Annotated in this window: 25 protein-coding genes and 1 tRNA gene; 16 read left to right on the top strand and 10 right to left on the bottom strand. The window is 69.2% G+C overall.

The window, feature by feature from the left end:
* The 4 genes from KD1_RS06970 to KD1_RS06955 all read left to right on the top strand — a co-directional run.
* A partial coding sequence (locus KD1_RS06970; RefSeq protein ID WP_068399556.1) for a pseudouridine synthase occupies window positions 1-888 on the top strand: 888 nt, incomplete at its 5' end.
* Window positions 885-1,994 carry a prephenate dehydrogenase gene (locus KD1_RS06965; protein WP_245627308.1) on the top strand — a complete coding sequence of 370 codons (1,110 nt, stop codon included), beginning with the start codon at window positions 885-887 and terminating at the stop codon, window positions 1,992-1,994. The genes KD1_RS06970 and KD1_RS06965, both read left to right, overlap by 4 nt.
* Before the next feature lie 42 nt (window positions 1,995-2,036).
* Window positions 2,037-4,214, top strand: coding sequence for a bifunctional cytidylate kinase/GTPase Der (der, locus tag KD1_RS06960; RefSeq protein WP_068399538.1), 2,178 nt, complete (start codon window positions 2,037-2,039; stop codon window positions 4,212-4,214).
* 87 nt (window positions 4,215-4,301) lie between these two features.
* Window positions 4,302-4,375: transfer RNA gene (locus KD1_RS06955), tRNA-Pro, on the top strand.
* Window positions 4,376-4,487: 112 nt separating this feature from the next.
* Here the strand turns inward: KD1_RS06955 and KD1_RS06950 are convergent.
* Window positions 4,488-4,934: an SRPBCC family protein gene (locus KD1_RS06950; RefSeq protein ID WP_068399535.1), complete on the bottom strand. Its 447-nt coding sequence runs from the start codon at window positions 4,932-4,934 to the stop codon at window positions 4,488-4,490.
* A gap of 127 nt (window positions 4,935-5,061) precedes the next feature.
* Between KD1_RS06950 and KD1_RS06945 the strand changes: the two genes are divergently transcribed.
* Complete coding sequence (locus KD1_RS06945; RefSeq protein ID WP_245627307.1) at window positions 5,062-5,913, top strand: alpha/beta fold hydrolase; 852 nt, start codon at window positions 5,062-5,064, stop codon at window positions 5,911-5,913.
* Between the two features lie 43 nt (window positions 5,914-5,956).
* Here the strand turns inward: KD1_RS06945 and KD1_RS06940 are convergent, their stop codons facing one another.
* Window positions 5,957-6,460: a hypothetical protein gene (locus KD1_RS06940; RefSeq protein ID WP_068399532.1), complete on the bottom strand. Its 504-nt coding sequence runs from the start codon at window positions 6,458-6,460 to the stop codon at window positions 5,957-5,959.
* Between the two features lie 242 nt (window positions 6,461-6,702).
* Window positions 6,703-7,269 (bottom strand): cysteine hydrolase family protein, encoded by a 567-nt coding sequence (locus KD1_RS06935; RefSeq protein ID WP_217995816.1) that lies wholly within the window; start codon window positions 7,267-7,269, stop codon window positions 6,703-6,705.
* Between the two features lie 265 nt (window positions 7,270-7,534).
* Here KD1_RS06935 and KD1_RS06930 point away from each other — a divergent pair, with 265 nt between their 5' ends.
* Entirely contained in the window at window positions 7,535-8,176 is a 642-nt protein-coding gene (locus tag KD1_RS06930; RefSeq protein ID WP_068399529.1) for a CGNR zinc finger domain-containing protein, read from the top strand.
* Window positions 8,177-8,213: 37 nt separating this feature from the next.
* On the opposite strand, the gene KD1_RS06925 is transcribed toward KD1_RS06930, so the two are convergent.
* On the bottom strand, window positions 8,214-8,657 hold the full coding sequence (locus KD1_RS06925) for a hemerythrin domain-containing protein (RefSeq protein WP_068399526.1): 444 nt from the start codon (window positions 8,655-8,657) through the stop codon (window positions 8,214-8,216).
* A gap of 124 nt (window positions 8,658-8,781) precedes the next feature.
* On the opposite strand from KD1_RS06925, the gene KD1_RS06920 reads away from it, so the two are divergent.
* Window positions 8,782-9,705 (top strand): LLM class F420-dependent oxidoreductase, encoded by a 924-nt coding sequence (locus tag KD1_RS06920; RefSeq protein WP_068399523.1) that lies wholly within the window; start codon window positions 8,782-8,784, stop codon window positions 9,703-9,705.
* Window positions 9,706-9,744: 39 nt separating this feature from the next.
* Here the strand turns inward: KD1_RS06920 and KD1_RS06915 are convergent, their stop codons facing one another.
* Both KD1_RS06915 and KD1_RS06910 read right to left on the bottom strand, forming a co-directional pair.
* Window positions 9,745-10,146 (bottom strand): type II toxin-antitoxin system VapC family toxin, encoded by a 402-nt coding sequence (locus KD1_RS06915; RefSeq protein ID WP_068399519.1) that lies wholly within the window; start codon window positions 10,144-10,146, stop codon window positions 9,745-9,747.
* Window positions 10,143-10,370, bottom strand: a complete 228-nt coding sequence (locus tag KD1_RS06910) for a FitA-like ribbon-helix-helix domain-containing protein (RefSeq protein WP_068399517.1) — start codon at window positions 10,368-10,370, stop codon at window positions 10,143-10,145. The genes KD1_RS06915 and KD1_RS06910 overlap by 4 nt, the downstream gene beginning before the upstream one ends.
* A 166-nt stretch (window positions 10,371-10,536) precedes the next feature.
* Here KD1_RS06910 and KD1_RS06905 point away from each other — a divergent pair, with 166 nt between their 5' ends.
* Window positions 10,537-11,340 (top strand): hypothetical protein, encoded by an 804-nt coding sequence (locus KD1_RS06905; protein ID WP_245627306.1) that lies wholly within the window; start codon window positions 10,537-10,539, stop codon window positions 11,338-11,340.
* Window positions 11,341-11,364: 24 nt separating this feature from the next.
* On the opposite strand, the gene KD1_RS06900 is transcribed toward KD1_RS06905, so the two are convergent.
* Complete coding sequence (locus KD1_RS06900) at window positions 11,365-11,757, bottom strand: PaaI family thioesterase (RefSeq protein ID WP_245627305.1); 393 nt, start codon at window positions 11,755-11,757, stop codon at window positions 11,365-11,367.
* 92 nt (window positions 11,758-11,849) lie between these two features.
* On the opposite strand from KD1_RS06900, the gene KD1_RS06895 reads away from it, so the two are divergent.
* The 6 genes from KD1_RS06895 (at window position 11,850) to KD1_RS06875 (ending at window position 16,529) form a co-directional block, all read left to right on the top strand.
* Window positions 11,850-13,010, top strand: a complete 1,161-nt coding sequence (locus KD1_RS06895) for a sensor histidine kinase (RefSeq protein WP_068399511.1) — start codon at window positions 11,850-11,852, stop codon at window positions 13,008-13,010.
* Window positions 13,007-13,699 (top strand): response regulator, encoded by a 693-nt coding sequence (locus KD1_RS06890; protein ID WP_068399508.1) that lies wholly within the window; start codon window positions 13,007-13,009, stop codon window positions 13,697-13,699. The genes KD1_RS06895 and KD1_RS06890 overlap by 4 nt, the downstream gene beginning before the upstream one ends.
* Before the next feature lie 269 nt (window positions 13,700-13,968).
* The gene (locus KD1_RS17340) at window positions 13,969-14,130 is read left to right on the top strand and encodes a hypothetical protein (protein ID WP_245627304.1); all 162 of its coding nucleotides are present in this window, start codon (window positions 13,969-13,971) and stop codon (window positions 14,128-14,130) included.
* The gene (locus KD1_RS06885) at window positions 14,117-15,607 is read left to right on the top strand and encodes a carboxylesterase/lipase family protein (RefSeq protein ID WP_068399505.1); all 1,491 of its coding nucleotides are present in this window, start codon (window positions 14,117-14,119) and stop codon (window positions 15,605-15,607) included. The genes KD1_RS17340 and KD1_RS06885 overlap by 14 nt, the downstream gene beginning before the upstream one ends.
* A gap of 81 nt (window positions 15,608-15,688) precedes the next feature.
* A complete protein-coding gene (locus KD1_RS06880) occupies window positions 15,689-16,024 on the top strand; it encodes an ArsR/SmtB family transcription factor (RefSeq protein ID WP_068399502.1) in 336 nt (111 codons plus the stop codon).
* Window position 16,025: 1 nt separating this feature from the next.
* A complete protein-coding gene (locus tag KD1_RS06875; protein WP_068399499.1) occupies window positions 16,026-16,529 on the top strand; it encodes an SRPBCC family protein in 504 nt (167 codons plus the stop codon).
* Here the strand turns inward: KD1_RS06875 and KD1_RS06870 are convergent.
* Window positions 16,511-17,092 carry a protoglobin domain-containing protein gene (locus tag KD1_RS06870; protein ID WP_068399496.1) on the bottom strand — a complete coding sequence of 194 codons (582 nt, stop codon included), beginning with the start codon at window positions 17,090-17,092 and terminating at the stop codon, window positions 16,511-16,513. The two genes, KD1_RS06875 and KD1_RS06870, sit on opposite strands and share 19 nt — an antisense overlap.
* Window positions 17,093-17,170: 78 nt before the next feature.
* Between KD1_RS06870 and KD1_RS06865 the strand changes: the two genes are divergently transcribed.
* Window positions 17,171-17,716, top strand: coding sequence for a MarR family winged helix-turn-helix transcriptional regulator (locus KD1_RS06865; RefSeq protein WP_157073222.1), 546 nt, complete (start codon window positions 17,171-17,173; stop codon window positions 17,714-17,716).
* Between the two features lie 9 nt (window positions 17,717-17,725).
* Here the strand turns inward: KD1_RS06865 and KD1_RS06860 are convergent, their stop codons facing one another.
* Entirely contained in the window at window positions 17,726-18,994 is a 1,269-nt protein-coding gene (locus KD1_RS06860; RefSeq protein ID WP_068399490.1) for a serpin family protein, read from the bottom strand.
* A 117-nt stretch (window positions 18,995-19,111) separates the two neighbouring features.
* On the opposite strand from KD1_RS06860, the gene KD1_RS06855 reads away from it, so the two are divergent.
* Window positions 19,112-21,349: a thiamine pyrophosphate-dependent enzyme gene (locus KD1_RS06855; RefSeq protein ID WP_068399487.1), complete on the top strand. Its 2,238-nt coding sequence runs from the start codon at window positions 19,112-19,114 to the stop codon at window positions 21,347-21,349.
* Here the strand turns inward: KD1_RS06855 and amaB are convergent.
* Window positions 21,325-22,860, bottom strand: a complete 1,536-nt coding sequence (amaB, locus tag KD1_RS06850; protein WP_068399484.1) for an L-piperidine-6-carboxylate dehydrogenase — start codon at window positions 22,858-22,860, stop codon at window positions 21,325-21,327. The genes KD1_RS06855 and amaB overlap by 25 nt on opposite strands.
* Window positions 22,861-22,889 lie beyond the last annotated feature (29 nt).

Raw genomic sequence — 22,889 nt, 5'->3', positions numbered from 1 at the left:
GGCGCCGCCAGGGCCGGGGGAGTGGGCCGTCCCGGGGCGCGCCGACCAGGTCAGCCGGGCCGTCCCGCACGACCCGACACACCGGGCTCCGGCAAGACCCGCCTCGGCCAGCCCACGGGCTTCCCGCGGGAGCGACCCGAGGAGCGGGTCGACGTCCACAACCCGACCGGTACCCGGCTGCAGAAACTGCTCGCCGCGGCCGGGGTCGGGTCGCGCCGGGCGTGCGAGGAACTGATCTCCCAAGGCCGCGTCGAGGTCGACGGCCAGATCGTCACCGAACTCGGCGTGCGCGTCGATCCGCTGACCCAGATCGTCAAGGTCGACGGCGAGCGGGTCCAACTCGACACCTCGCGCGTGTACCTGGCCTTCAACAAGCCGCTCAACGTCGTGACCTCGATGAACGACGAACTCGGCCGGATCGACATCGGTGACTACCTCGGCACGCGCAACGAACGGCTCTTCCACGTCGGCCGGCTCGACGCGAACACCGAGGGGCTGCTGCTGCTCACCAACGACGGCGACCTCGCCCACCGGCTGCAGCACCCGCAGTACGGGGTGCAGAAGACGTACCTGGCCGAGGTGCCCGGTCCGGTGCCGCGCGACCTGGGCAAGCGACTGCGCGCCGGCATCGAACTGGAGGACGGACCGGTCAAGGTCGATTCGTTCAAGCTCGTCGACTCGCGGCCGGGCAAGGCGCTGGTCGAGGTCGTGCTGCATGAGGGCCGCAACCACATCGTGCGGCGCATGCTCGAGGCGGTCGGCCACCCGGTGCTCAACCTCGTGCGCACCCAGGTCGGGCCGGTCCACCTCGGCGACACCAAGCCGGGCAAGTGGCGGGTGCTGAACTCCACCGAGATCGACGCGCTGTACAAGGCGGCCGGTCTGTGAGCGAGTCGAGTGGCGGGGCGACCCTGCCCTCGGTCCACATCGTCGGCACGGGCCTGATCGGCGCGAGCCTGGGCATCGCCCTGACCCGAGCCGGGGCGAGCGTGACCGTGGAGGACCAGTCGATCACCGCGGCGTCGCTGGCCCGTGATCTCGGCGCCGGCAGCGTGAACGAGCCGATCGCGCCCGAGCTCGTCGTCGTCGCAGCTCCGCCGGACGTCACCCCGATGCTCGTCGCCCAGGCGCTGGACCGCTGGTCCGGGGCGTTCATCACCGACGTCGCCTCGGTCAAGGGTGTGGTGCTCGCCGATCTGCAGCGCCTCGGGGTCGACCTGGGCCGGTATGTCGGCAGTCACCCCATGGCCGGGCGGGAGCGCAGTGGCGCCATCGCCGCGCGCGGCGACCTGTTCGAGGGCCGGGCGTGGGTGTTGTGTCCCCACGATGGCTCCGACCCGCGAGCCACCGCAGCGGTACGCGCAATCGCCGACGCAGTCGGGGCAGCGGTGACGACCTTGGGCGCGGCCGAACACGACGCGGCGGTCGCGGCGGTCTCGCATGTACCGCAGGTAGCGGCCTCGCTCGTCGCGGCCCGCCTCGAGGACCTGACCGAGGCCGCCATCGGACTGGCCGGCCCAGGCGTGCGCGACGTCACCCGGATTGCTGCGAGCGACCCGGGGCTGTGGACGCAGATCCTGTCGGGCAACGCCCCGGCGGTGCGGACGGTCCTGGCCGACGTCGCCGCCGACCTGGCCGAGGTCGTCACCGCCTTGGACGACCTCGGCGACGGGCTCGACCGCGACGCCCCCGGGGCCCGGGCGGTTCTCGCCCGGACCATCGCGGCGGGCAACCTGGGGCGCGCGCGCATCCCGGGCAAACACGGCTCCGCCCCGACCCAGTACGCGGTCGTGTCGGTGCTCGTGCCCGATGAGCCGGGCCAACTCGCGCGACTGCTCAACGACATCGGCGAGGCCGACATCAACATCGAGGATCTGCGTCTCGAACATGGTCTGGGCATCCCGTTCGGTGTCGCCGACGTCGCGGTGCTGCCGGCCGCCCAGTTGCGTCTCGAGGAGGAGTTGAGCACCCGCGGGTGGCAGGTGCACGACTGAGGATGTGAGGCGGTGCGCGCCGGGCGATTAGGCTTGCCCCTCATGAGCACCCCCATCGTCGTCGCGATCGACGGCCCGTCCGGTTCCGGCAAGTCGACCGTCAGCAAGGCCGTCGCCGAGCACCTCGCCGGCGGGTACCTCGACACCGGCGCGATGTACCGGGCCCTGACCTGGTGGTGCCGCGAGCAGGGCATCGACGCAGCCGATCACGAGGCCGTCGCGCAGGCCGCGCGCACCTTCCCGCTGGAGTTGGGCACGGACCCGACCCAGCCCCACGTGCACGTCGGCGACACCGACATCACCCAGGCGATCCGTACTCCGGAAATCAGCCAGACCGTTTCGGCGATCGCGACCAACACCCTCATGCGACCGGTGTTGCAGCAGCGTCAGCGTGACCTCATCGCCTCGATCGCGGCGGAGCGCGGCGCGGTTGTGGCCGAGGGGCGCGACATCACCACGGTGGTCGCGCCCGACGCCGACGTGCGCATCCTGCTCACCGCCGACGAGGACGCCCGCCTGCGCCGACGTGCCCTGGAGGTGCGCGGTGAGGCCGACGAGCAGTCGATCGAGGCGACGCGCACCGAGGTCGTCGAGCGCGACGCCCAGGACAGTGCCGTCAGCGAATTCCGCATGGCCGCCGATGGCGTCATCACCATCGACACGTCGTCGCTGTCGCTCGAGGAGAGCATCGCGGCGGTGCAGCAGGCCGTGAGCGAGGTTGTGGCGGAGCGCGGTTCGGACGAGGTCGACATGTCCGGGTGGGCCGCCCCCGATGACGAGCAGGCGGTGGCGCTGGAGCAGGCGCTGCGCACCGGGCTGGAGGAGTTCGATCTCTCGGACGAGGACCGGGCGCTGCTCGAGGCCGAGATCGGGCTCAAGGACGAGGTGTGGGAGGGGCCGCTGCCGGTCGTCGCCGTCGTCGGGCGACCCAACGTCGGCAAGTCGACGCTCGTCAACCGGATCCTGCGGCGCCGTGAGGCGGTCGTGGAGGACGTGCCCGGCGTGACCCGTGACCGGGTCTCGTACGACGCCGAATGGGCCGGGCGCCGGTTCACGTTGGTCGACACCGGCGGGTGGGCCCTGGACGCGACCGGGATTCACCTGCGGGTGGCCGAGCAGGCCGAGATCGCGGTCGACCTGGCCGACGTCGTGCTGTTCGTCGTCGACGCCCGCGTCGGCGCCACCGATGACGACGAGGCCGTGGTCAAACTGCTGCGGCGCAGCGGCAAGCCGGTCGTGCTCGCGGCGAACAAGGTCGATGACCAGCGGTTCGAGGCCGATGCGTACGCGCTGTGGAATCTCGGTCTGGGCGAACCGTTCCCGGTCTCGGCGCTGCACGGGCGGGGGACTGGCGACGCGCTCGACGCGGTGCTCGACGTGCTGCCCGAGGTGGCCCAGCACACGCCCGGCAAGGGCTCGGGCGACGGGCTGCGGCGCGTTGCGCTGATCGGGCGGCCGAACGTCGGCAAGTCGAGCCTGCTCAACAAGCTGGCGGGGGAGGACCGCGTCGTCGTCGACAACGTCGCCGGCACCACCCGCGACCCGGTCGACGAGATCATCGAGCTCGGCGGCAAGCAGTGGCGTTTCGTCGACACCGCCGGCATCCGGCGTCGGGTGCACCAGACCCGTGGGGCCGACTTCTATGCCTCTCTGCGCACGCAGACGGCGCTGGAGAAGGCCGAGGTCGCGGTGGTGCTCATCGACGCCGATGAGGCGATCGCCGAGCAGGACCTGCGCGTCATCTCCCAGGTCGTCGACACCGGCCGGGCGCTGGTCATCGCGTACAACAAGTGGGACCTGCTCGACGAGGAGCGTCGTTACTACCTCGAGCGGGAGATCGAGCGCGAACTGGTGCAGGTGCAGTGGGCGCCGCGGGTCAACATCTCGGCGCAGACGGGGCGCAACGTGCAGAAGCTCGTGCCGGCGCTGGAGACGGCGCTGGACAGCTGGGATCGGCGTATCCCGACGTCGCGCCTGAACGCCTTCCTCGGTGAGATCGTCGCGGCGCATCCGCACCCGGTGCGTGGGGGCAAGCAGCCGCGCATCCTGTTCGGCACGCAGGCCAGCACGCGGCCGCCGCGGTTCGTCATCTTCGCGTCGGGGTTCCTGGAGGCGGGTTACCGGCGCTTCATCGAGCGCCGGTTGCGCGAGGCGTTCGGGTTCGAGGGCAGCCCGATCGAGATCTCGGTTCGCGTGCGGGAGAAGCGTTCGCGCCGCTGAGTGAGACACGTGGGGGGTCGATTCGAGACTCCGGGCCTTCGTGCGTTAATCTTGGCTGTCGCGCTGCGGTTCACCGCCGCAGGGCAACGGGCTGTGGCGCAGTTTGGTAGCGCACTTGACTGGGGGTCAAGGGGTCGCAGGTTCAAATCCTGTCAGCCCGACAGAGGCAAGACCGCAGGTCAGGGGCCGTTTCGGAGGAATCTGGAACGGCTCCTGATGCTTCTTCGGGGGAGTCTGACTGCCATTCCTGACCGCCATGCGCACTCGGAACCTTCATGCCGGGTCAGTGCTGTCGGGGGCCTCAAGTTTGCGTTTGAGGGCGGTCCAGATCTTGCGCTCCATACGCCGACCGAGCGGCCCCACCAGGGGGCCGAGGATGCGGAACCATCCCTTGGGGCGTACCTGCCAGTCCCACACCATCAGCGTGGCGTCTTCCTCTGAGGCAAAGGTCAGCGTCCCGGAGGTCTCCATCATCGCGCTGGTGGTCAGCGAACCCAGCCGATGGGGTGGGTCGAACTGGGTCAGCTCCACGAACATGTCCATGCCAGCGCGGCCCATGCGTGCATGGAATCTGGTGCCCAGTCCGATCGGCTCAGGCGTGAGCAACTCGACCTCAGTCATCGCGGCGTTGAACGAAGGCTCGTTGCGTGAATCGGCCACCGTGTCGAAGACCTTGTCCAGCGGCGCGACGATCCGCACACTCCCAGTGACGTTGGCCACCCCTTTAGGATACAAGGCGTCCTTGGGCCTCTGGCCCGAAACGCCTCGTTGCCGGCCGCTGTCAGTCATTCTGAGAGGCAGCGGCTGAACACAAGGTTGGCCCGAAGGTCGTCGGAGGGACTTGGCAGTGAATGGGCAGCGGATCACCGAGTTCAGCCGTGATGGGTACACGTTCGACGTGGTCGACGCAGGCCCGATCGACGGGCCACCGGTGGTGCTGTTGCATGGTTTCCCGCAGCGTGCGACGTCGTGGGCATCCGTGTCCGAGATCCTGCACGCGGCGGGGATGCGCACGCTCGCGCCCGACCAACGTGGATACTCACCACGAGCACGCCCGCGGTCCGTGCGCGCCTATCGGATCAGCGAGCTGGTCGCCGATGCCGCCGCCCTCATCGACGTGATCGACCAGCCCGTCCACGTCGTCGGCCACGACTGGGGCGCCATGGTGGGGTGGGGCGTGGCGGCCAGACACCCAAACCGGGTCGCCTCACTGACCGCCGTCAGCGTCGGACACCCGCAGGCCTTCACCCGCGCCCTGCGCACCCGCAAACAAGCGAAGCGCTCCTGGTATATGGGCCTGTTCTCCATCCCGGTCCTTGCCGAACGGCTGCTGAGCGATCCCGACGGACGCGCCCAAGCGGCCCTCCGCAAGGGCGGCATGACCGAGGAGATGCTGGCTCGGTACCGTTCCGAGATCGTGGAGGACGGGGCCCTGACCGGCGGTCTCAACTGGTACCGCGCGCTGCCACTGTCGATGCGGGACCCGCGGCCAGCCACCGTCGTGCCGACCACGCTGGTGTGGAGCACGCGGGATGCTGCCCTCGGACGCGCCCAGGCGGAGCACTCCAGCGAGTTCGTCACCGGCCCCTACGAATTCGTCGTGCTCGAGGGCGCCTCACACTGGATCCCGGACGAGCGACCGCAGGAACTCGCTGCCGCCATCATCGACCGCGTCCGGTCCGTCACACCGACGACGTGAGGAACGACGCTCCGCCCGGCGATGTCGGCGGGTGGAGCAGGGCTCAGCGGCCGCAGTCACCGTCGAGGTCGGCTCGCGGGATCGCCTCGACGTTCCCCTGGTTGTCGACGAGCACCTTGTCGTCGTCGAGCGCGCGAAGGTCGTCAGCCGACACGCTGGGTCCAACCAACGTCGTCATGCCCTCCCCGGCAAACGTGGCATCCACGATCCACGCCGTGTCACCCTTCGGGCCGACAACCGGCTCGCCAGTCCAGGCTGGTCCTGGAGATGCCAAGCGGAGCTCCGTTGGTTCACTGGAGGGACTGGCGGCGGTCCACACACCCACCTCGCGGTTCTGCTCGTCCGGACTCATGTCAGGGGTGCGCGACTCGTGGATGAGGACCTGCGCAACCCCAGCGCGGCACGGCACCACGATGATGAGCGGAGTGCCATCGGCGGTCACGCTCACACCGACTCGGCCCACGTGCTCGGGTTGATCGATCAGGTTGCCGCACCCGGAGACGGCCACGAAACTCGCGGCGAGAAGGGCGATGCGCAGGCGTGCCATGGTTCAGTCTCCGCCTGCGCACCGCCCGTCTCGAGGGTTGGCCTACTCAGATCCGGGCTTTCGGCGGGTGAGTGTCGCTCGACGATCCGGTCAGCGACGTCCGGCGCCGAGCAGTCCGCCGAGGATCTCGAGGACCGAACCGCCGGCGGACGGCTGCTGCGGCGCGGGCGCCTCCTGCTGGGTTGCCCCGCCGCCGAGAGCACAGGCGGGGGCGCCGGGGCGGCACGGCCCGACGTGCCGGGTTACTCGGAGAGCCGACGGACGGCCTCGTCAGTGGTCATCACCTCGTTGGCGATGAACCCGAAGTTGGTGTTGGCCGCGGCGAGTCCGTTGCCGAACTCAGGGTGGTTGGGAGCCGCGACCGCGTCAGAGACGACGATGACCTCGAAGCCGTTCTCGATGAGGTCTCGCAGGTGGGACTCGACGCAGAGGTTGGCCAACATGCCGCCCAGGAAGATCTTCTGGATGCCGCGCTTGCGCAGTTGCAGGATGAGGTCGTTGGTGGCTGGGCCGAAGACCTTGTGGGGGCTCGTGACGACGGTGCGGCCGTTCTCGATCACGGGCTTGAGGCTGTCCAGCCAGTCAGCGCCGGAGTCGGTGAAGCCCTCGCCGGAGGTCTGCGATCCACGTGCGAACATCCCCGATTCCTTCATCATCGTCTCGATGGGGCCACCGAACTCGTAGCCCTGGTCGGTCGGGAAGTAGTAGTGCGGCGACACGAAGACGGTGAAGCCGTGCTCATCGGCGCTGCCGAGAAGACGCTGAAGGTTCGGGATCGTCTCGTTGGCCGCGATGCTCTCGCCGACCAAGCCTCACACGAGGTTGCCCTCGCGCAGCACGTCGTTCTGCGGGTCGGTGATGACGACAGCGGTGTCTGCGGGATTCAGGGACATGGTGTGCCTCTCTCGAAGGGAGCCTGGTTCGCTGACCAGGCAACATCAGTTCTACCAGATTCTCACGAATGAAGCAACACTAAACGTGAGAAACTAGAGGTTGGCCGAGGTGTGTCGTGCCTCGACTAGTCGCCCGGGGTTCGGCTGTTCTCACGATACGAATTGGTGGTAGCGTGAGGATGTGACCGAGTCCGAGACAATGCGCAAGCCCCCGATGATCGGCGACTCGATCGCCCTGGACCTGGCGAACACCCACTTCAACGTCCGCAAGCGCCTGTTCGACGGGATCGAGTCAGAGCCGGCCCTGGCGTCGTGGCTGAAGGATGCTGGCCCGCGTGTCACGGGCGGCGCTGACACGCCTGACGGCGTGGTGAACAAGAACCTCGTCATTCGCTTCCACGAGCTTCGCGACGTCATTCGCGCCGCCGGGGCCCGCGCCGCGGATGGACTTCCACCCTTGGCGGTCGAGGTGGAGGCGCTGAATGCGTTCGCGCGCAGCATCCCGTCGTCTCCCCAACTCCTACCCGATGATGAGGGCGTCTGGCACCTCCGGGCGCACGCGGACGGAGCGACCCCGGAGGTCGCTCTGGCGATGATCTCCGCCGACATGCTCACACTGCTCGGCGGCCCGCGCGCCCAGCAGTTGCGGGCGTGCCCGGCCCCGAACTGCCCCCTGTTCTTCCTCCAGGACCGGCCGCGCCGCCATTGGTGTTCACCGGCCTGCGGCACGCGCGCCCGCGCGGCAGCGTCGTACGCGCGTCACGCCCAGGCCCGTACCCGCCCGCTCCACAATCCGCCCAGGTCCGTCACCCCGACAACGTGAAGAACGACGCTCCGGCCCGGCGACGTCGGCGGGCAGATCACCCCTCCAGGAGCAGCGGCAAGATGATCTCGTTCTCCTTGAGCTGGTGGCTCTCGAAGGCCTCGAACACCGCCCGTCCGTAGGCCGCAGCGGCGACCGGATCGGTCGTCGTGCCGACCAACTCGACGAGACGCCGGATGAGCACGTGCTCGCGGACCATCGCGTCGATGAGCAGACGCCCCTCGGGCATCTTTGCGCACGCGGCGTACGTCGAGACCTCCTCCTCCGCGGCGTGCGGCACGAGGACCTCACGGAACCACGTGAGCAGGGGCTCGCGAGTCGAGGAATCGGGCTGGGCCACGTAGGCGGCGCTCAACCGATCGAGATCGGCGACCATGACCTTGTGGTGGGCGCGGATCTGCTCGGCGCTGGCGGCGTCGAGATGGTCGGCAGACCCATGGTGGTGGTGATGCTCGTGGTGGTGGTCGTGGTGCTCGGACATTGCTGCCTCCCTGATCCGGCGGGACGTCGGGTCGTCCCGTCCGTACAGTCCAGTCCATCGCACGATGCGCATCGGCGCCTTGACGTAGGTCAAGATGGGGGCGAACTCACGTCAAGGAGAAACCATGGATCTGCGCGTCTTCGTCGAGCCCCAGCAGGGCGCCACCTATGCCGATCAACTGGCCGTTGCCCAACGGGCGGAGGAGTGCGGGTATGGGGCATTCTTCCGCTCCGACCATCTGCTGGCCATGGGCCGCGAAGGGCTGCCCGGTCCAACCGAGACCTGGACCACGCTGGGCGCCATCGCCCGCGAGACGACGACGATCCGGCTGGGCACGTTGATGACCTCGGTGACGTTCCGACTGCCGGGGCTGCTGGCCGCCACCGTCGCCCAGGTCGACGAGATGTCCGGCGGGCGCGTCGAGTTCGGCTTCGGGGCCGGTTGGTTCGAGGCCGAGCATGCTGCCTATGGGATTCCGTTCGCGGACAACGCCGGTCGCTTCGACCAGCTGGAGGAGGCGCTGGCGATCATCACCGGGCTGTGGAACACCCCGGTGGGGGAGAAGTTCAACCACCCCGGTCCCCTCTGGCCCATCACCGACTCGCCGGCGCTGCCCAAGCCGACGCAACCGCACATCCCAATCCTCATCGGTGGCCAAGGCCGCCGACGGACGCCGCAGTTGACTGCCCGCTACGCCGACGAGTTCAACCTGCCCTTCGTGTCCCGGGAAACGGCGACGAGGCAGTTCGGGCGCGTGCGCGATGCCCTGAGCGAAGCGGGGCGCAACCCGGCCGACCTCGTGTGGTCGAGCGCGCTGGTCATCTGCGTGGGGAAGGACGACACGGAGATCCGGCGCCGCGCCGAGGCCATCGGCCGCGACGTCGATGAACTGCGCACCAACGGGCTGTGCGGCACGCCGGCCGAGGTGGTCGACACCCTGGGAAAGTGGGCCGAGATCGGCAGCCAGCGCACCTACTTGCAGATGCTCGACATGGCCGACCTCGACCACCTCGACCTCATCGCCAGCGAGGTCATGCCCCAGGTCTAGAGCGACGCAGCCCGGTCCACGTACAGCCTCACGTCCTCCTCAGTCGGTCACGATGACGTCAACATCGCAACGCACGCCGGGTGCTCGGGAGATGCGGGCGTCCGCGGTCACAAGCACGGCGCCCAGCACCTCCGCGAGCGCGACATAGACGGCGTCGTACGGGGTCAGGTTGTCGCGCAACTGCCATGCTCGGTTGAGGAGTGGTGAGGGGTCGTAGAACTCGATGTCCGCGGAGGTCAGGTCGGAGAGGGCAAGTGCCGCACGGGCCGGGCTCGCGTATCCGCCCAGGACCAGACCTCGGAGCGCGGCGACAACCTCGACGCCCAGCAAGGAGGGAGCGTGAGCCGTCACCGCTGGGTCGCGCAGGCGCTCCCGGACCGCGGTTGCCCCCCGACGGACGAGGAGCCACTCCACCACGGCCGAGGAATCGAGAACGATCACTCGGACGACCGGGCGAACTCGACAGCTTCGGCGGAGGACGGTCCCTCGCTCACCGGCTCCCGGGACGCCACCAAGTCCAGAAACTCACGCCGGGAAGGTCGCTCCAGGAGGCGTGTGAGCTCGGTGAGGGCGAGCTCGGACAGCGAGACTCCCTCCATCGCCGCGCGGGCCTTGAGCTGCCGGTGCACGTCCTCGGGAACATTGCGCACCTGAATCATCCTCATGGGCCCATGGTAGATCGCATGTTCTTCACATGTAAACATGTGGGCAACATGTGATGATCGGCGAGCCTGGTCTCCCTTCCAGCAGACCGCAGGTGTGCGATTCTCTGGCGGTGGAACGTAGGCTCGACCCTGCCCCGCGACCCCAGCCCATCGCCGAGGAGAACCTGTGTCACGCGCAACCGACCGAATCCGAGCGGTCCTGCCGATCAACGGCGCCGCCGTGGGTGCCACGCTGGCCGGCGGCGTGCTCACCGGGCTGGCGGCCGCGCCGGAGCGGTTCAGCCGACTCTTCCGCCACCGTTTCCCGACGGTGGCCGTCACCGGCATGACCGGCGTCGGCAAGACGGAACTCGTCGACCGACTCACCGGCCGGTCTTCGAGCACCGGCACCTCCGACGTGGGCTCGGCCGTGATGGAGCGTCGTACCCGCCGGTCCTCGCGCCTACTCGGCTTCCGGTTCCGGGTCGTGCCCGGCGACAACGCCGCCACCCGCCTGGGTGCCCTTGACGAGGTGTTCCACGACGAGCCGGTCGACGGGGTGATCCACGTCGTCTCCTACGGTCACGCGACCCCCCGGCGAGCGGCCGGCACGACCGGAGCGGCGAGCGCCTCCCGGGAGGAACTGCTCACCGCCGAGTTGGAGGACTGGACGATCACCTCGCACCGCATCGCCTCCATGGCGGTCCGCCGCGACAGGCCGATCTGGCTGGTCATCGCGGTGACGAAGACCGACCTGTACGCCGACGACCTCGACGAGGCGGTGCACTACTACTCCCCAGGCAGCGGATCGCCGTTCGGAGACAAGATCGACGCCCTCCGCGCGCTGGCCGGCGGGGCCAAGCTCTCGGTCGATGTCCTCCCGGTCGCCAGCCACGCCACGGACCGCAAGGAGGGCATCACGCCCAAGCGCGCCGGAGCCATGGTCGACGCCCTCGCCACGCGGCTGGCCCAACTGAGCGGCCACCGCTGAGCCGACGGGTCGGTCCGCCGAGGTTCAGTCGGCGGATCGGCTGATGTTCTGCAACCGCAGTTGTCCCCGCGCGAGCACCTTGCCGGTGGCCTCGGCGGTGATGACGACCTCCCACAACTGCTGGGTGCGCCCCTGATGGAGCGCGTCGCCCGTGATGAGGGCGCGCCCCGATGAAATGGAGCGCAGGAAGTCGGTCGCGTTGTGCACGCCTACGCTGAACTGGCCCCGGTCGGTCACGGCGGCGGTCGCGCCGGCACCGGCGACCGCCTCGACGATCGTGGCGTAGACCCCGCCGTGCACGACTCCTTCATCGGTGTGTTGGTCGGGGCCGAAGTCGGCATGGGCGGAGACGTGTGTCGGGCCGACCTCGTCGATGACGAGTCCGGAGGCGACGACGAAGGCGCTGGGAGCTTTCACACCGCGGAGCCTAGATCGTTGACGGGTCATTCGTCCTGAGGCGTTTCGGCAACCGGATGACGAGTTCTTGCGTCTCCCCTAGATTGACCCCCGTGAGGGGAGCGCAGAAGGGCGGGGGAGCGATCGACACGGCACTCGCCTGCTTGTTCGCGATTCTCGGTCTGCTCGAGATCTGGGTTCCCTTCGATTCGCGGATCGGCGATGGGTCAACCATCGTCAGCAGCATCGGCGTCATCTGGTTCGCCGTCCATCTCTCGCAGCGGCGCTCGCACCCGTGGTTCGCCATGGCCGGGGTCCTGGTGTGGCCGCTGCTCATGCTCATCACCCGCACCGGTCCCTCCCACCTGCTGTTCTTCGGCCAGATGGTGCCGATGCTTGCGCTGCTGTACTCCGTGGCTCGCCACGGTCAGGGTCGGTATCGCTGGGTCGGCGTCCTCGTCATCGCGGTGCTGGTCGCCACGGTGGACGTCTTCATCCCGTCCCTGCACAGCCCGTCCGAGCTGGTGTACCACTGGGGGCTGTTCGTTCTGGTGGTGCTCGTCGGCCACGGGATGCGCGTGTCGGCGGACCGGGCAGCGGCCGAGGCGGTGCGCGCGCACATCGCCGAGACCACCGCCCGGCAGCGCGAGATCGCAGCGATCGTCGACGAACGGGCCCGGATCGCCCGAGAACTGCACGACATCGTGGCCCACTCGATCGGGGTCATCGCCGTCCAGGCCGGGGCCGCGGAGCAGGTCGTCGAGGAGGACCCGGCGTTCGCGCGGGAGGCACTGACGACGATCCGCACGACGAGCTCGGGCGCCCTGGGTGAGATGCGGCGTCTCGTCGGCAAGCTGCGTGACTCCGACCACCTGACCCACGACGTGGCGCGTCGACCCGGGATCGATGCCCTGGCCGATCTCGTCCAGGCCGCCCGGAGCGTCGGTCTCGAGGTCGACCTGCGGATCAACGGCGAACCGGAGACCTTGCCTGCCGGGCTCGACCTGACGGCGTACCGGGTGGTGCAAGAGGCGTTGACCAACGTGCACCGTCACTCGGCGGCGACACGGGCGAGTGTGGCGGTGGACTTCGGCGAGAGCACGCTGGACATCGAGATTCGCGACACCGGTCCGGCGCGCGAGTCCTCACACCCACCCGGCCTGGGGCTGATCGGTATGCGGGAGCGGGTCGCACTCTTCGGGGGCCGGCTGGAGACGGAGGCGGGCCGGCACGGGTTCACGGTTCGCGCGGTCCTGCCATTGGAGGGCGTATGAGCCAGTCGAAACGTGATGGTGGGGGCGAGGCCCAACGCACCTCCGTCGTCATCGTCGATGACCAGTCCCTGGTGCGGATGGGCTTTCGGCTCATCCTCGAACGGGCCGGGTTCGAGGTGGTCGGGGAGGCCGGTGACGGCATCGCGGCGGTGGAACTCGTGCGTGAGCATCACCCCGACGTCGTGCTCATGGACATCCGGATGCCGAGGCTCGACGGGGTCGAGGCCACGCGGCGCATCATGGAGTTGGTCGGGCCACATCCACGCGTCCTCATGCTGACGACGTTCAGCCTCGACGAATACGTCTACGAAGCGGTGCGCGCCGGCGCCTCGGGCTTCCTGCTCAAGGACGCCACGCCGGAGGACCTCGTCCACGCCGTTCGGGTCGTCAGCCGTGGGGAATCCATGCTCGCCCCGGCGCTCATTGCGCGTCTGCTGACCCAGTTCACGGCGCGCCCACCCGCCGGGGTGCTGCCGGAGTCGTTCACCAACCTGACCGACCGTGAGATCGAGGTGGCCCGGCTGGTCGCCCACGGCCTGTCCAACGGCGAGATCGCCGAGCAGCTCTTCCTCAGCGAGGCCACCGTCAAGACCTACGTGTCCCGGCTGTTGACGAAACTCGGTCTGCGGGACCGGGTGCAGATCGCCGCCATGGCGTACCGCTCGGGGCTGGTCACGCCGGGGGAGTAGCCGGTGTCGAACCGCTCGGTGTCGAACCGCTCGGTGTCGACCCAGGGCGTCGCGGGCCGACAGCGAGCGTCGACGGAGCTCCGGTCGCCACGGCGCTCCGACCTGCGGTGTGTCGATCTCGGCGAACACGGTGTCGACGAGCCCGTCCAGCAGCACTCCCTTGTCGCGCACGTGGTGGTAGAGCGACATGGGTTGGATGGCGAGCGCCCGGGCCAAGGACCGCATCGTCAGGGCCGACAACCCGTCGGTGGGCTCCGCGATGGATCGCCGTGCTGGTCGCCATCGCCGGACTCGGGTACCTCATCGATGCGATCGTCTCGGTGGTCGTCACCGACCCGGCGGTCGAAGTGAGTTCGTTCACCTTCGTCGGTGAAGTGGTCCTTCTCGGATGGCTGCTCTGGCTGGCAGTATTCCGGCATGAGCGAGCCTGAGGTCACGACCACGTCCGGCCGGGTGCGCGGTGTCGCCACCGCGAGCGGCGCCGCCTTCCTGGGTATTCCGTTCGCCGAGAACGCGGTTGGCGCGGATCGATTCACCGCGCCGCGGCCCCGCGCGCCTTGGGACGGGACGTGGGACGCGACCGCGCACCGCGCCACCGCACCCCAACAGCCCTACCCGGCGCCGATCGAGCGGATCCTGGCCAGTTCGGTGTCGCCCGGCGACGACTACCTCAACCTGTCCGTGTGGACTCCCGATCCGGGCGCCGGCGACCTGCCCGTGATCGTGTGGATCCACGGTGGTGCCTTCGTGCGTGGCGCCAACAGCATCCCGACCTACGACGGAGCGGCGTTCGCCAGGGACGGTGTGGTCCTGGTGGGCGTGAATTACAGGCTGGGCGTGCCAGGCTTCCCGGTCCTGCCGGATGCGCCGACCAACCTCGCGCTGCACGATCAACTGCTTGCGCTGCAGTGGGTGCAGGACAACATCGCGGCGTTCGGTGGAGACCCGGGCCGCGTCACGGTGATGGGGGAGTCCGCCGGCGGGATGAGCGTGGCGACGCTGCTCGCGATGCCCGCCGCATTGGGGCTGTTCACGCAGGCCATCATCCAGTCCGGTGGTGGGATGAGCGCCGGTGTGCCGGAGGACCTGGCCACGTTCACCCGGGCGGTCGCGGAGAAGGTCGGGGTGGAGGCCACGGCGGCGGCGCTGAGTGCCGTGGACCCGGAGACGCTGCTGACCGCCCAGGGTGCGGCCTCGCTCGAACTCGCCACCGACCCCCGGCCCGAGCGCTGGGGGGCCAGCCTGTTGCGTGGCGGCTTCGCGATGATGCCGGTCATCCCGGCGATCGACGGCGACCTGCTCCATGGCCTGCCCGAGACCCTCATCGCCGAGGGTGCCGGCGGCGATGTGCCGCTGCTCATCGGGACGACGGCCGACGAATACAACCTGTGGAGCATCGGGCTCGGGCTGGCCGACCGTGTGACCGCGGAAACCCTGCCGATCATGGCCGGGGCGATGGGCGTGCCTGCGCCGGTGGTGGGCGATTATCTCTCCCGCCGGCCGAACGAGGCTCCGGATGCGACCCTGTCGGCGATCATCACCGACCTCCTCTTCCGGCAGCCGGCGATCCGGATCGCGCAGTCGCGGGCCGGGCGGGCCGAGGCCCCGACGTTCGCCTACGAGTTCGACTGGGCCACGCCGCTGCTCGGATTGGGGGCCTGCCATGCCATCGAACTGGCCTTTGTCTTCGACACGCTGTCCTCGTCGAACCTCACCCGCGACGGCGCTCCGCAGGAGTTGGCCGACGCGATGCACGGGGCGTGGGTGCGGTTCGCCGGCCAAGGCGACCCGGGGTGGATGCCGTACGACGTCACCGATCGGCGCACGCGCCGGTTCGCCACCGATGGGCCGGAGATCGTCGACGACCCGCGACGTGAGGACCGCCTCGCCTGGGTCGGGGGCGCCTGAGCTTCACCACCGGAGCGTCGATCGCCACCTTGGCGACCCCATCACCCTTGACATGAAACCAGTTGGTTGTATGTTTGAGAGGTGACTTCCCCCACCGTTCTCGACGATCGGGCCGACGCGCTCTTCGGCGCCCTGGCCGATCGCACCCGGCGCGACATCCTGCGTCGGGTGTTGGCGGGTGAGCACTCGGTCACCGATCTGGCCTCCGCCTACGACATGAGTTTCGCGGCCGTGCAGAAGCATGTCGCCGTGCTCGAGCGCGCCGGGTTGGTCCACAAACGACGCTCCGGCCGCCAGCAACTGGCCAGCGGCGACGTCACCGCGGTTCGCTCCGTGGCCTCGATGCTCGACGACCTCGAGGCCATCTGGCGCGGACGCATCGAACGCATCGACGCACTACTCGAACAGGAGTCGTGACATGCCTGTCACCGACATCATCAAGGACCTCGACAACCTGACCCTGACCATCACCGCCGAATTCGCCGCTCCGCCGGAGCGCGTGTGGCAGGTCTACGCCGACCCACGCCAACTGGAGAGGATCTGGGGCCCACCGACGTACCCGGCCACCGTGGTGGACCACTCGTTCACCCCCGGCGGGCGAGTCACCTACTACATGACCAGCCCCGACGGAGAGCGGTTCTACGGCTTCATGCACCTGACCGCCGTCAACCCGTACACGGACTTCGAGTTCGACGACGGGTTCGCCGACGCGGAGTTCAACGTCAACCCTGACCTGCCGGTGGCGCACAGCGTGTACGCCTTCGAGGAGGCCGCGCCGGGCACCAAGGCGACCTACACTTCGCGGTACCCGTCCCGCGAGGCGCTCCAGACGGTCATCGACATGGGCGTCGAGGAGGGATCGACCTCGGCGATCAACCAGATCGACGAGCTCCTCGCCCAGGCTCACCAGCCGTCGGCATAGGGCTGCGACCACAGCGTCGCCGTGAGGGTGATCGCCTTGAACCAGGCGGTCATCATCGCGGCGACGTCGTCGTCGGGGCCGGCTTTGCTGCTCAGGAAGGGTTCGACCGTGACGGTGAGGGGCACGATGAAGGCCACGAGATAACGCAGGGGCACCTCGGCCGAGGTGGAGTTGACGCCGTCCGTGGCGCTCTTCTTCGCCGCGGTGTGGCGCAGGGCGATCTCGTGCTGCTGGTCGAGCCACGCCTGGTCGAGGTCACGCGAACACGTGTCGTGGATCCAGAGCGCGAACCGCCGCCGAACCGCGGCGAGGTAGTCGCCGTCGGGCTGGCCATCGGCCCCGGAGAAGGTCGACACGAGGTGCGGGCTCGATCCGACGAAGCCGTACCAGACGTCGAGGATGTCCTCGGCCTGTGGGGTAAGCAGTTCGCCTGCTCGGCGGCGCCATCGTTCATCGTCGTCGGACCACAACAGGGTGGCCTTGAGTTGGTCGAGGTCGGTCAGGCTCACAGGGCTGGTCGTGTTCTCGGGCGAGCCGTACGAGTATCCGGGTACCTGGGTCATGGCATCTCCTAAGGACTCCTAAGCGTAGTCTCACCGTAGGGATGCTTAGGAGTCCTTGTCAATGGGTACGATGGTCGAGTGAACCAAGGAGAACGGTTGGTCGCGGCGTTGGAACGCATCGCCTCGGCCCGGCGGGCGCTGGTGCAGTCCGTGGCAACCCGGCATGGGATGTCGGTGCTCCAGGTCGAGATCGTGCGTCACCTCGCGAGCGTGCCGACACCGGTGCTCGGTTCGGAACTGGCCGTGGAGTTCGCGGTCTCCGCGCCGACGGTGTCCGACGCTGCCCGTGCCCTGATGGGCAAGGGCCTCGTCGAGCAGGTGGCCGGACCGGATCGTCGTACCCGGGCCTTCGTCCTCACGCCTGCCGGAGCGGAGTTGGCCCGGGCCATCGCCGAGAGCCTGGCGCCCTTTGCCGAGGCCGCCGCGGAGGCCGGTGACGAGGCGCTCGTCTCGGCGTTGGCGGTCATTCGTGGGCTGTGGCGTCACGGGCTGCTCACCGTCGACCGCTCGTGTGCGACCTGCCTGCACCATGAACCGGGGCCGGGAGCCGGGCGGTGTGCGCTGATGCAGGTCGACCTGACCCCGCTGACCCTGCGTGTCGACTGCCCCGAGCACGCCGCCTGATCGAACGGGTCAGCCGGCCGTTGGATCCCCGACGCGACCGACGAACAGGGGCGTGCGGGTCGGCACGTGGGTGAGCACGTAGAAGAACGGCCGGTCGAGGGTGAGCTGGTGTTCGACTTGTGGCGCCGACGTGACCCCGCCGACGACGCCTGTCGCCGCCGCGGCCTCGATACCGGTCTCGTCGACGGTGACGACCGCCTCATGGGCGACGGCCTTGATGAACAACTTCTCCCGGGTCGTCATGCCCGAGAGATCTGCGCGGTTGGGGTCGAAGGCCGTGGGCATGCCCAGTTCGCTGAGCGTCGCCTTGAGGTCGGCCTTCAGGCGCATCTTCCACTTCGGCAGGGTCAGTTGGACATTGGCGCGGGTGCGGTCATCGAAGATCCGATCGAGGCCGTCATCCCCGAGAAGCCGGGACAGTGAGGGTTCATCCGGTGCCGTCGGCAACACCAGGGCCAGCGCCAGGTCGGGGTGAATCAAGTCGAGGGCGCTGGCCTTCCAACCGGCGGTCGCATGCCAGTGCGTATGTTGTTGCAGATCGGACATCATGTCCGCGGAGACACGTTCACCCGTGGCCGTCGTGAATGGCTTCGTGGTCGTCAGGGCCTCGGAGAATGGAGCCTTCCAGCCGCCCTTGAGGTACACGGCGTTGACGAGCACCACGCGCGTCAGATGGTCGATCAGATCGGGGGACAACAGATCCGGGATGAGGTCGTTCGTCTCGTCGCTGACCCAGGCGTTGATGACGTCGACGACACTGTTCGGGTCCGCGTCGAAGTCGACGGTCCGCATCCCGGTGCCGTAGTTCGCCGCGAGGGCATCGAGGAACGGCTGTTCCCACGGGACTCCGGCCTGGCCCCACACCGAGTTGGCGACGTTGACCTGCACGTCGGCGTCGGAGTCGTTGATCGCCGTCAGCGCCTGCAGCGTCGTGTTGAGTTCGTCGTTGAGTGTCTCGATCGGGGCGCCGAGCACGGTGTCCATCTCGGTGGCCGTCGAACCGGCGGCACCGTTGCGGGTCATGGCCAACGCAACCGCCACGGAGAACGGCGAGATCACCCGATTGGCGGCGTCTGGTTGGACGCGATCGAACAGTCGCAGCGCGAACGGTGCCAGCACGGTCGGCTCATTGCCGGAGCGCCGTGGCCGCCGGTCGACCGAGGACGTCACCTCACCCGCCTCGGCCGGCCTCGTCGAGCACGCCGTCATGGCCGGTGTCATGAGTGCGGCCAGACCGGCCGCACCAGTGAGGTGGAGCAGAGAGCGTCGCATGAGCATGGTGGCGTCCTTCCCCCCGGGTATCGCGTCCCTACGACCCTAACGCCGAAGTGACGCTCCATCGCGGGGTCTTGCGGGATAGTGGCCGGAGATCCCCAGCCACGTAGGGAGTGTCCGATGGAAGCGGTCGACGCGCACTTCCTCGAGGCCATCACGGGGTTCGAGGTGCAACCGGGCGTTACACGGCCCACTGACACCTCGAACCGGGTGGGGGAGGCGGGTCTGTCGGCGGATCCATTGGGGTCCCTGTTCGAGGCGCAAGCCACGAGCCGTCACCTCGACTTCGCCGCCCGGGAGTTGCAACGGCGTGGCGAAGGCTTCTACACCATCGCCTCCGCCGGTCACGAGGCCAACGCGGCGCTCGGGTTGCTCTCGCGCGTCGACGATCCGGCCCTGCTGCACTACCGCTCGGGTGCCCTCTACTGCGCCCGGGCTCATGTCGAAGGCCGCGTCGACCCGATCCGGGAGACGCTGCGCAGCCTGACGAGCTCGCGCCTGGACCCGATGTCAGGCGGGCGTCACAAGGTCATCGGTCACCCCGGTCTGAGCATCATCCCGACGACCTCGACGATCGGCTCGCACGCCCCGCGGGCGGTGGGGCTGGCGTTCGCCCTCGGGCTGGCGCGGCGGCTGGCGCGTGAAACGCCGTGGCCGCGCGACGCCGTGGTCCTGTGCAGCTTCGGAGACGCCTCGCTCAACCACTCCACCGTGACCGGAGCCCTGAACGCGGCAGCCTACCTGGCGCATCGACACCAGGACTGCCCGATTCTGTTCGTCTGCGAGGACAACGGCCTGGGCATCAGCACCCGCACGCCGCGTGGCTGGGTCGAGACCGCATTGCGCCACCAACCGGGCGTGCCGTACTTCGTCGCCGACGGAGCCGACCCGACCGGCCTGCTCGCGACGACTGCAGCCGCTCTCGAGAATGTTCGCGCCACCCGCGCTCCGGCCACGCTGCACCTGCGAACCGTGCGATTCCTCGGCCATGCCGGGTCCGATGTCGAGGGGGCCTACCGCTCGGCCCGGGCGATCGCGGCCGACCTCGATCGGGACCCGCTCGTCGCGACCGCCCGGGCCCTGATCGAGTCCGGAGCGTCGACGGCGGACCAGATCCTCGAACGCTACGAGGCCATTCGCGCCGCCGTCGCCCGGTGCGCCGACGAGGTCGTGGCGGAGCCTCGTTTGGCCACGCGCGCCGAGGTCGTCGCCCCGCTGTCCCTCTCGGCGCCCACCTCGCCCCGGCGTCGGTTGCCCGTCGACCTGCCCCTCGATCCTCCGCCCGTGGCTGCCGCCAACGCTCGAGCCACGACGCCTGCCGCACCGAGCCACACGCTGGCCCAGGCGATCAATGCGACCTTGACCGAGCAATTCTCCGCCCATGACGACCTGGTGCTCTTCGGCGAGGACGTCGCCGTCAAGGGCGGCGTCTACGGCGTGACCAAGGGGCTGTACGACCGCTTCGGTGCCGCGCGGGTGTTCGACACCATCCTCGATGAACAGACGATCCTCGGCATCGCCCTCGGCGCGAGCCTGGCCGGGTTCACCCCGATCCCGGAGATCCAGTACCTCGCGTACCTGCACAACGCCGAGGACCAACTGCGCGGCGAGGCCGCCTCCCAGCGGTTCTTCTCGGCCGGGCAATACGAGAACGGCATGGTCCTGCGCATCGCCGGGTTGGCGTATCAGCGGGGATTCGGTGGGCACTTCCACAACGACAACTCCCTCGCCGTGCTGCGCGACATCCCCGGACTCGTGCTCGCCGTGCCCAGCCACCCCGCCCTCGCCCCCGGACTGCTGCGCGGCTGCCTCGACCTGGCCCGACGCGAGGGGCGCGTGTGCGTGGTGGTCGAGCCGATCGCGCGCTACCACACACGCGATCTGCAGGCCGGTGACCAGCGATGGCTCGCTGCGCCCGACGCGACGTCGGTCATCCACCCCGGCGAGGTCGCGACGTGGGGGAGCGGCACCGACCTGCTCATCGTCACCTTCGGCAACGGGGTCTTCCTCAGTGCCGATGTGGTCGACACGCTGCGGGCGGAGGGGGTCGGCACGATGCTCCTCGACCTCATCTGGCTCGCGCCGTTGCCCGTCGACGCGGTGATCGAGGCCGCGCGCCGGGCGCGGGCGGTGCTGGTCGTCGACGAGACGAGAGCCTCCGGCGGGGTGGGCGAGGGTGTCGTCGCGGCACTGGTTGACGCCGACGTGAGAGCGCCGATCGCGCGGGTGGCCAGCGCCGACTCGTACATCCCGCTCGGCCCGGCGGCACAGACCGTGCTGCTGCAACACGACGAGATCCTCGACGCGGCCCGCTCGGTCGTGCAGCGCAGCCGTCAGACCGAGAAATCCACCCCCTGAGCCAGTGGCAACTCGCCCGAGAAGTTGATCGTGTTCGTCGCCCGACGCATGTAGGCCTTCCACGCATCGGAGCCCGACTCGCGCCCACCGCCGGTGTCCTTCTCGCCACCGAACGCGCCGCCGATCTCGGCGCCGGAGGTGCCGATGTTGACGTTGACGATGCCGCAGTCCGACCCCTCGGAGGAGGCGAACAGTTCCGCCTCTCGTTGGTCGGCGGTGAAGATGCTCGACGAAAGACCTTGTGGCACAGCGTTGTTCAGGGCGATGGCCTCGTCGATGTGGTCGTAGGGGAGCACCCACAGCAGCGGCGCGAACGTCTCGCGCAGGACGACCTCGGTCTGCGCGGGCAGGCGCACGATGGCCGGCCGCACGTAGAACGCCTCGGGCGCCGCGTCCTGCAGGAGCCGCTCCCCACCGACGATGAGCTCGCCACCCTCGGCGCGAGCCTGATCGATGGCCGTGACCATGGCGTCGTGGGCCCGCTGTCGGATCAACGGCCCGACGAGCGTTCCCTGGGCGAGCGGATCGCCGATCGGCAGCCGGCCGTAGGCGTCGGCCAGTCGCGCGGTGAGGTCGTCGATGACGGAGGAGTGCGCGATCACCCGACGCAGGGTCGTACACCGTTGACCGGCGGTCCCCGCCGCGGCGAAAACGATCCCTCGCACGGCGAGGTCCAGGTCGGCACTGGGCGCGACGATCGCGGCGTTGTTGCCGCCCAACTCAAGCAGGGACCGACCCAGGCGCTGGGCGACCCGCGGGCCGACCCGGCGACCCATCGGCGTCGACCCGGTGGCGCTGAGCAGGGCGACCGACGGGTGGTCGACCAGCGCCTGCCCGACCTCGGCGCCGCCGATGACGACCTGCGAGACCGACTCGGGCGCACCGTGCTCCGCCAATGCCTGCGCCAGGATCGACTGACACGCCAAGGCCGACAGCGGGGTCAGCTCCGACGGCTTCCAGACCAGCGTGTCGCCGCAGACCAGCGCGATCGCGGTGTTCCACGACCAGACGGCCACGGGGAAGTTGAAGGCCGAGATGACGCCGACGACCCCCAGCGGGTGCCAGGTCTCCATCAGTCGGTGGCCCGGGCGTTCCGAGGGCATCGTTCGACCGTAGAGCTGGCGGGAGAGACCGACCGCGAAATCGCAGATGTCGATCATCTCCTGCACCTCACCGCGTGCCTCGGAGGTGATCTTGCCGGCCTCGAGGCTGACCAGCGTGGCGAGGTCCTTCTGGTGGGTGCCGAGCAGGGCTGCGAAGCGCTTGACCAGCGCCCCGCGCTCGGGTGCCGGCACGCGCCGCCAGACCCGGAAGGCGTCCTCCGCCCGGTCGAGGGCGGCACCCACCTCCGAGGCGTCGTCCCACGTCAGGGTCGTCAGGGCCTGACCGTTGATCGGGGAGATGATCGACGCTCCGCCGCCCAGTGCGTCGAGGTCCACGCCGCAACGGGCGAGAGCGGCATCGGCCAGGGCCGACAGTTCGGTGCTGCTCGGGATCGTCCGGGTCGTCATGACTGGCTCCTTCGGCCGGGGGCGCCTTC

Source organism: Kribbia dieselivorans NBRC 106261 (genome assembly GCF_001552435.1).
Taxonomy (GTDB): Bacteria; Actinomycetota; Actinomycetes; order Actinomycetales; family Dermatophilaceae; genus Kribbia; species Kribbia dieselivorans.
The sequence above is the reverse complement of the archived record's forward strand: the minus strand, read 5'-3'. Positions and strand labels throughout refer to the sequence as shown.

Coding starts and splice junctions, on each gene's coding strand:
- der (WP_068399538.1), top strand. CDS start 2,037: ATGAGCACCCCCATCGTCGTCGCGATCGACGGCCCGTCCGGTTCCGGC.
- KD1_RS06940 (WP_068399532.1), bottom strand. CDS start 6,460: ATGGCACGCCTGCGCATCGCCCTTCTCGCCGCGAGTTTCGTGGCCGTC.
- KD1_RS06925 (WP_068399526.1), bottom strand. CDS start 8,657: ATGTCCGAGCACCACGACCACCACCACGAGCATCACCACCACCATGGG.
- KD1_RS06920 (WP_068399523.1), top strand. CDS start 8,782: ATGGATCTGCGCGTCTTCGTCGAGCCCCAGCAGGGCGCCACCTATGCC.
- KD1_RS06910 (WP_068399517.1), bottom strand. CDS start 10,370: ATGAGGATGATTCAGGTGCGCAATGTTCCCGAGGACGTGCACCGGCAG.
- KD1_RS06890 (WP_068399508.1), top strand. CDS start 13,007: ATGAGCCAGTCGAAACGTGATGGTGGGGGCGAGGCCCAACGCACCTCC.
- KD1_RS06885 (WP_068399505.1), top strand. CDS start 14,117: ATGAGCGAGCCTGAGGTCACGACCACGTCCGGCCGGGTGCGCGGTGTC.
- KD1_RS06875 (WP_068399499.1), top strand. CDS start 16,026: ATGCCTGTCACCGACATCATCAAGGACCTCGACAACCTGACCCTGACC.
- KD1_RS06870 (WP_068399496.1), bottom strand. CDS start 17,092: ATGACCCAGGTACCCGGATACTCGTACGGCTCGCCCGAGAACACGACC.
- KD1_RS06860 (WP_068399490.1), bottom strand. CDS start 18,994: ATGCTCATGCGACGCTCTCTGCTCCACCTCACTGGTGCGGCCGGTCTG.
- KD1_RS06855 (WP_068399487.1), top strand. CDS start 19,112: ATGGAAGCGGTCGACGCGCACTTCCTCGAGGCCATCACGGGGTTCGAG.
- amaB (WP_068399484.1), bottom strand. CDS start 22,860: ATGACGACCCGGACGATCCCGAGCAGCACCGAACTGTCGGCCCTGGCC.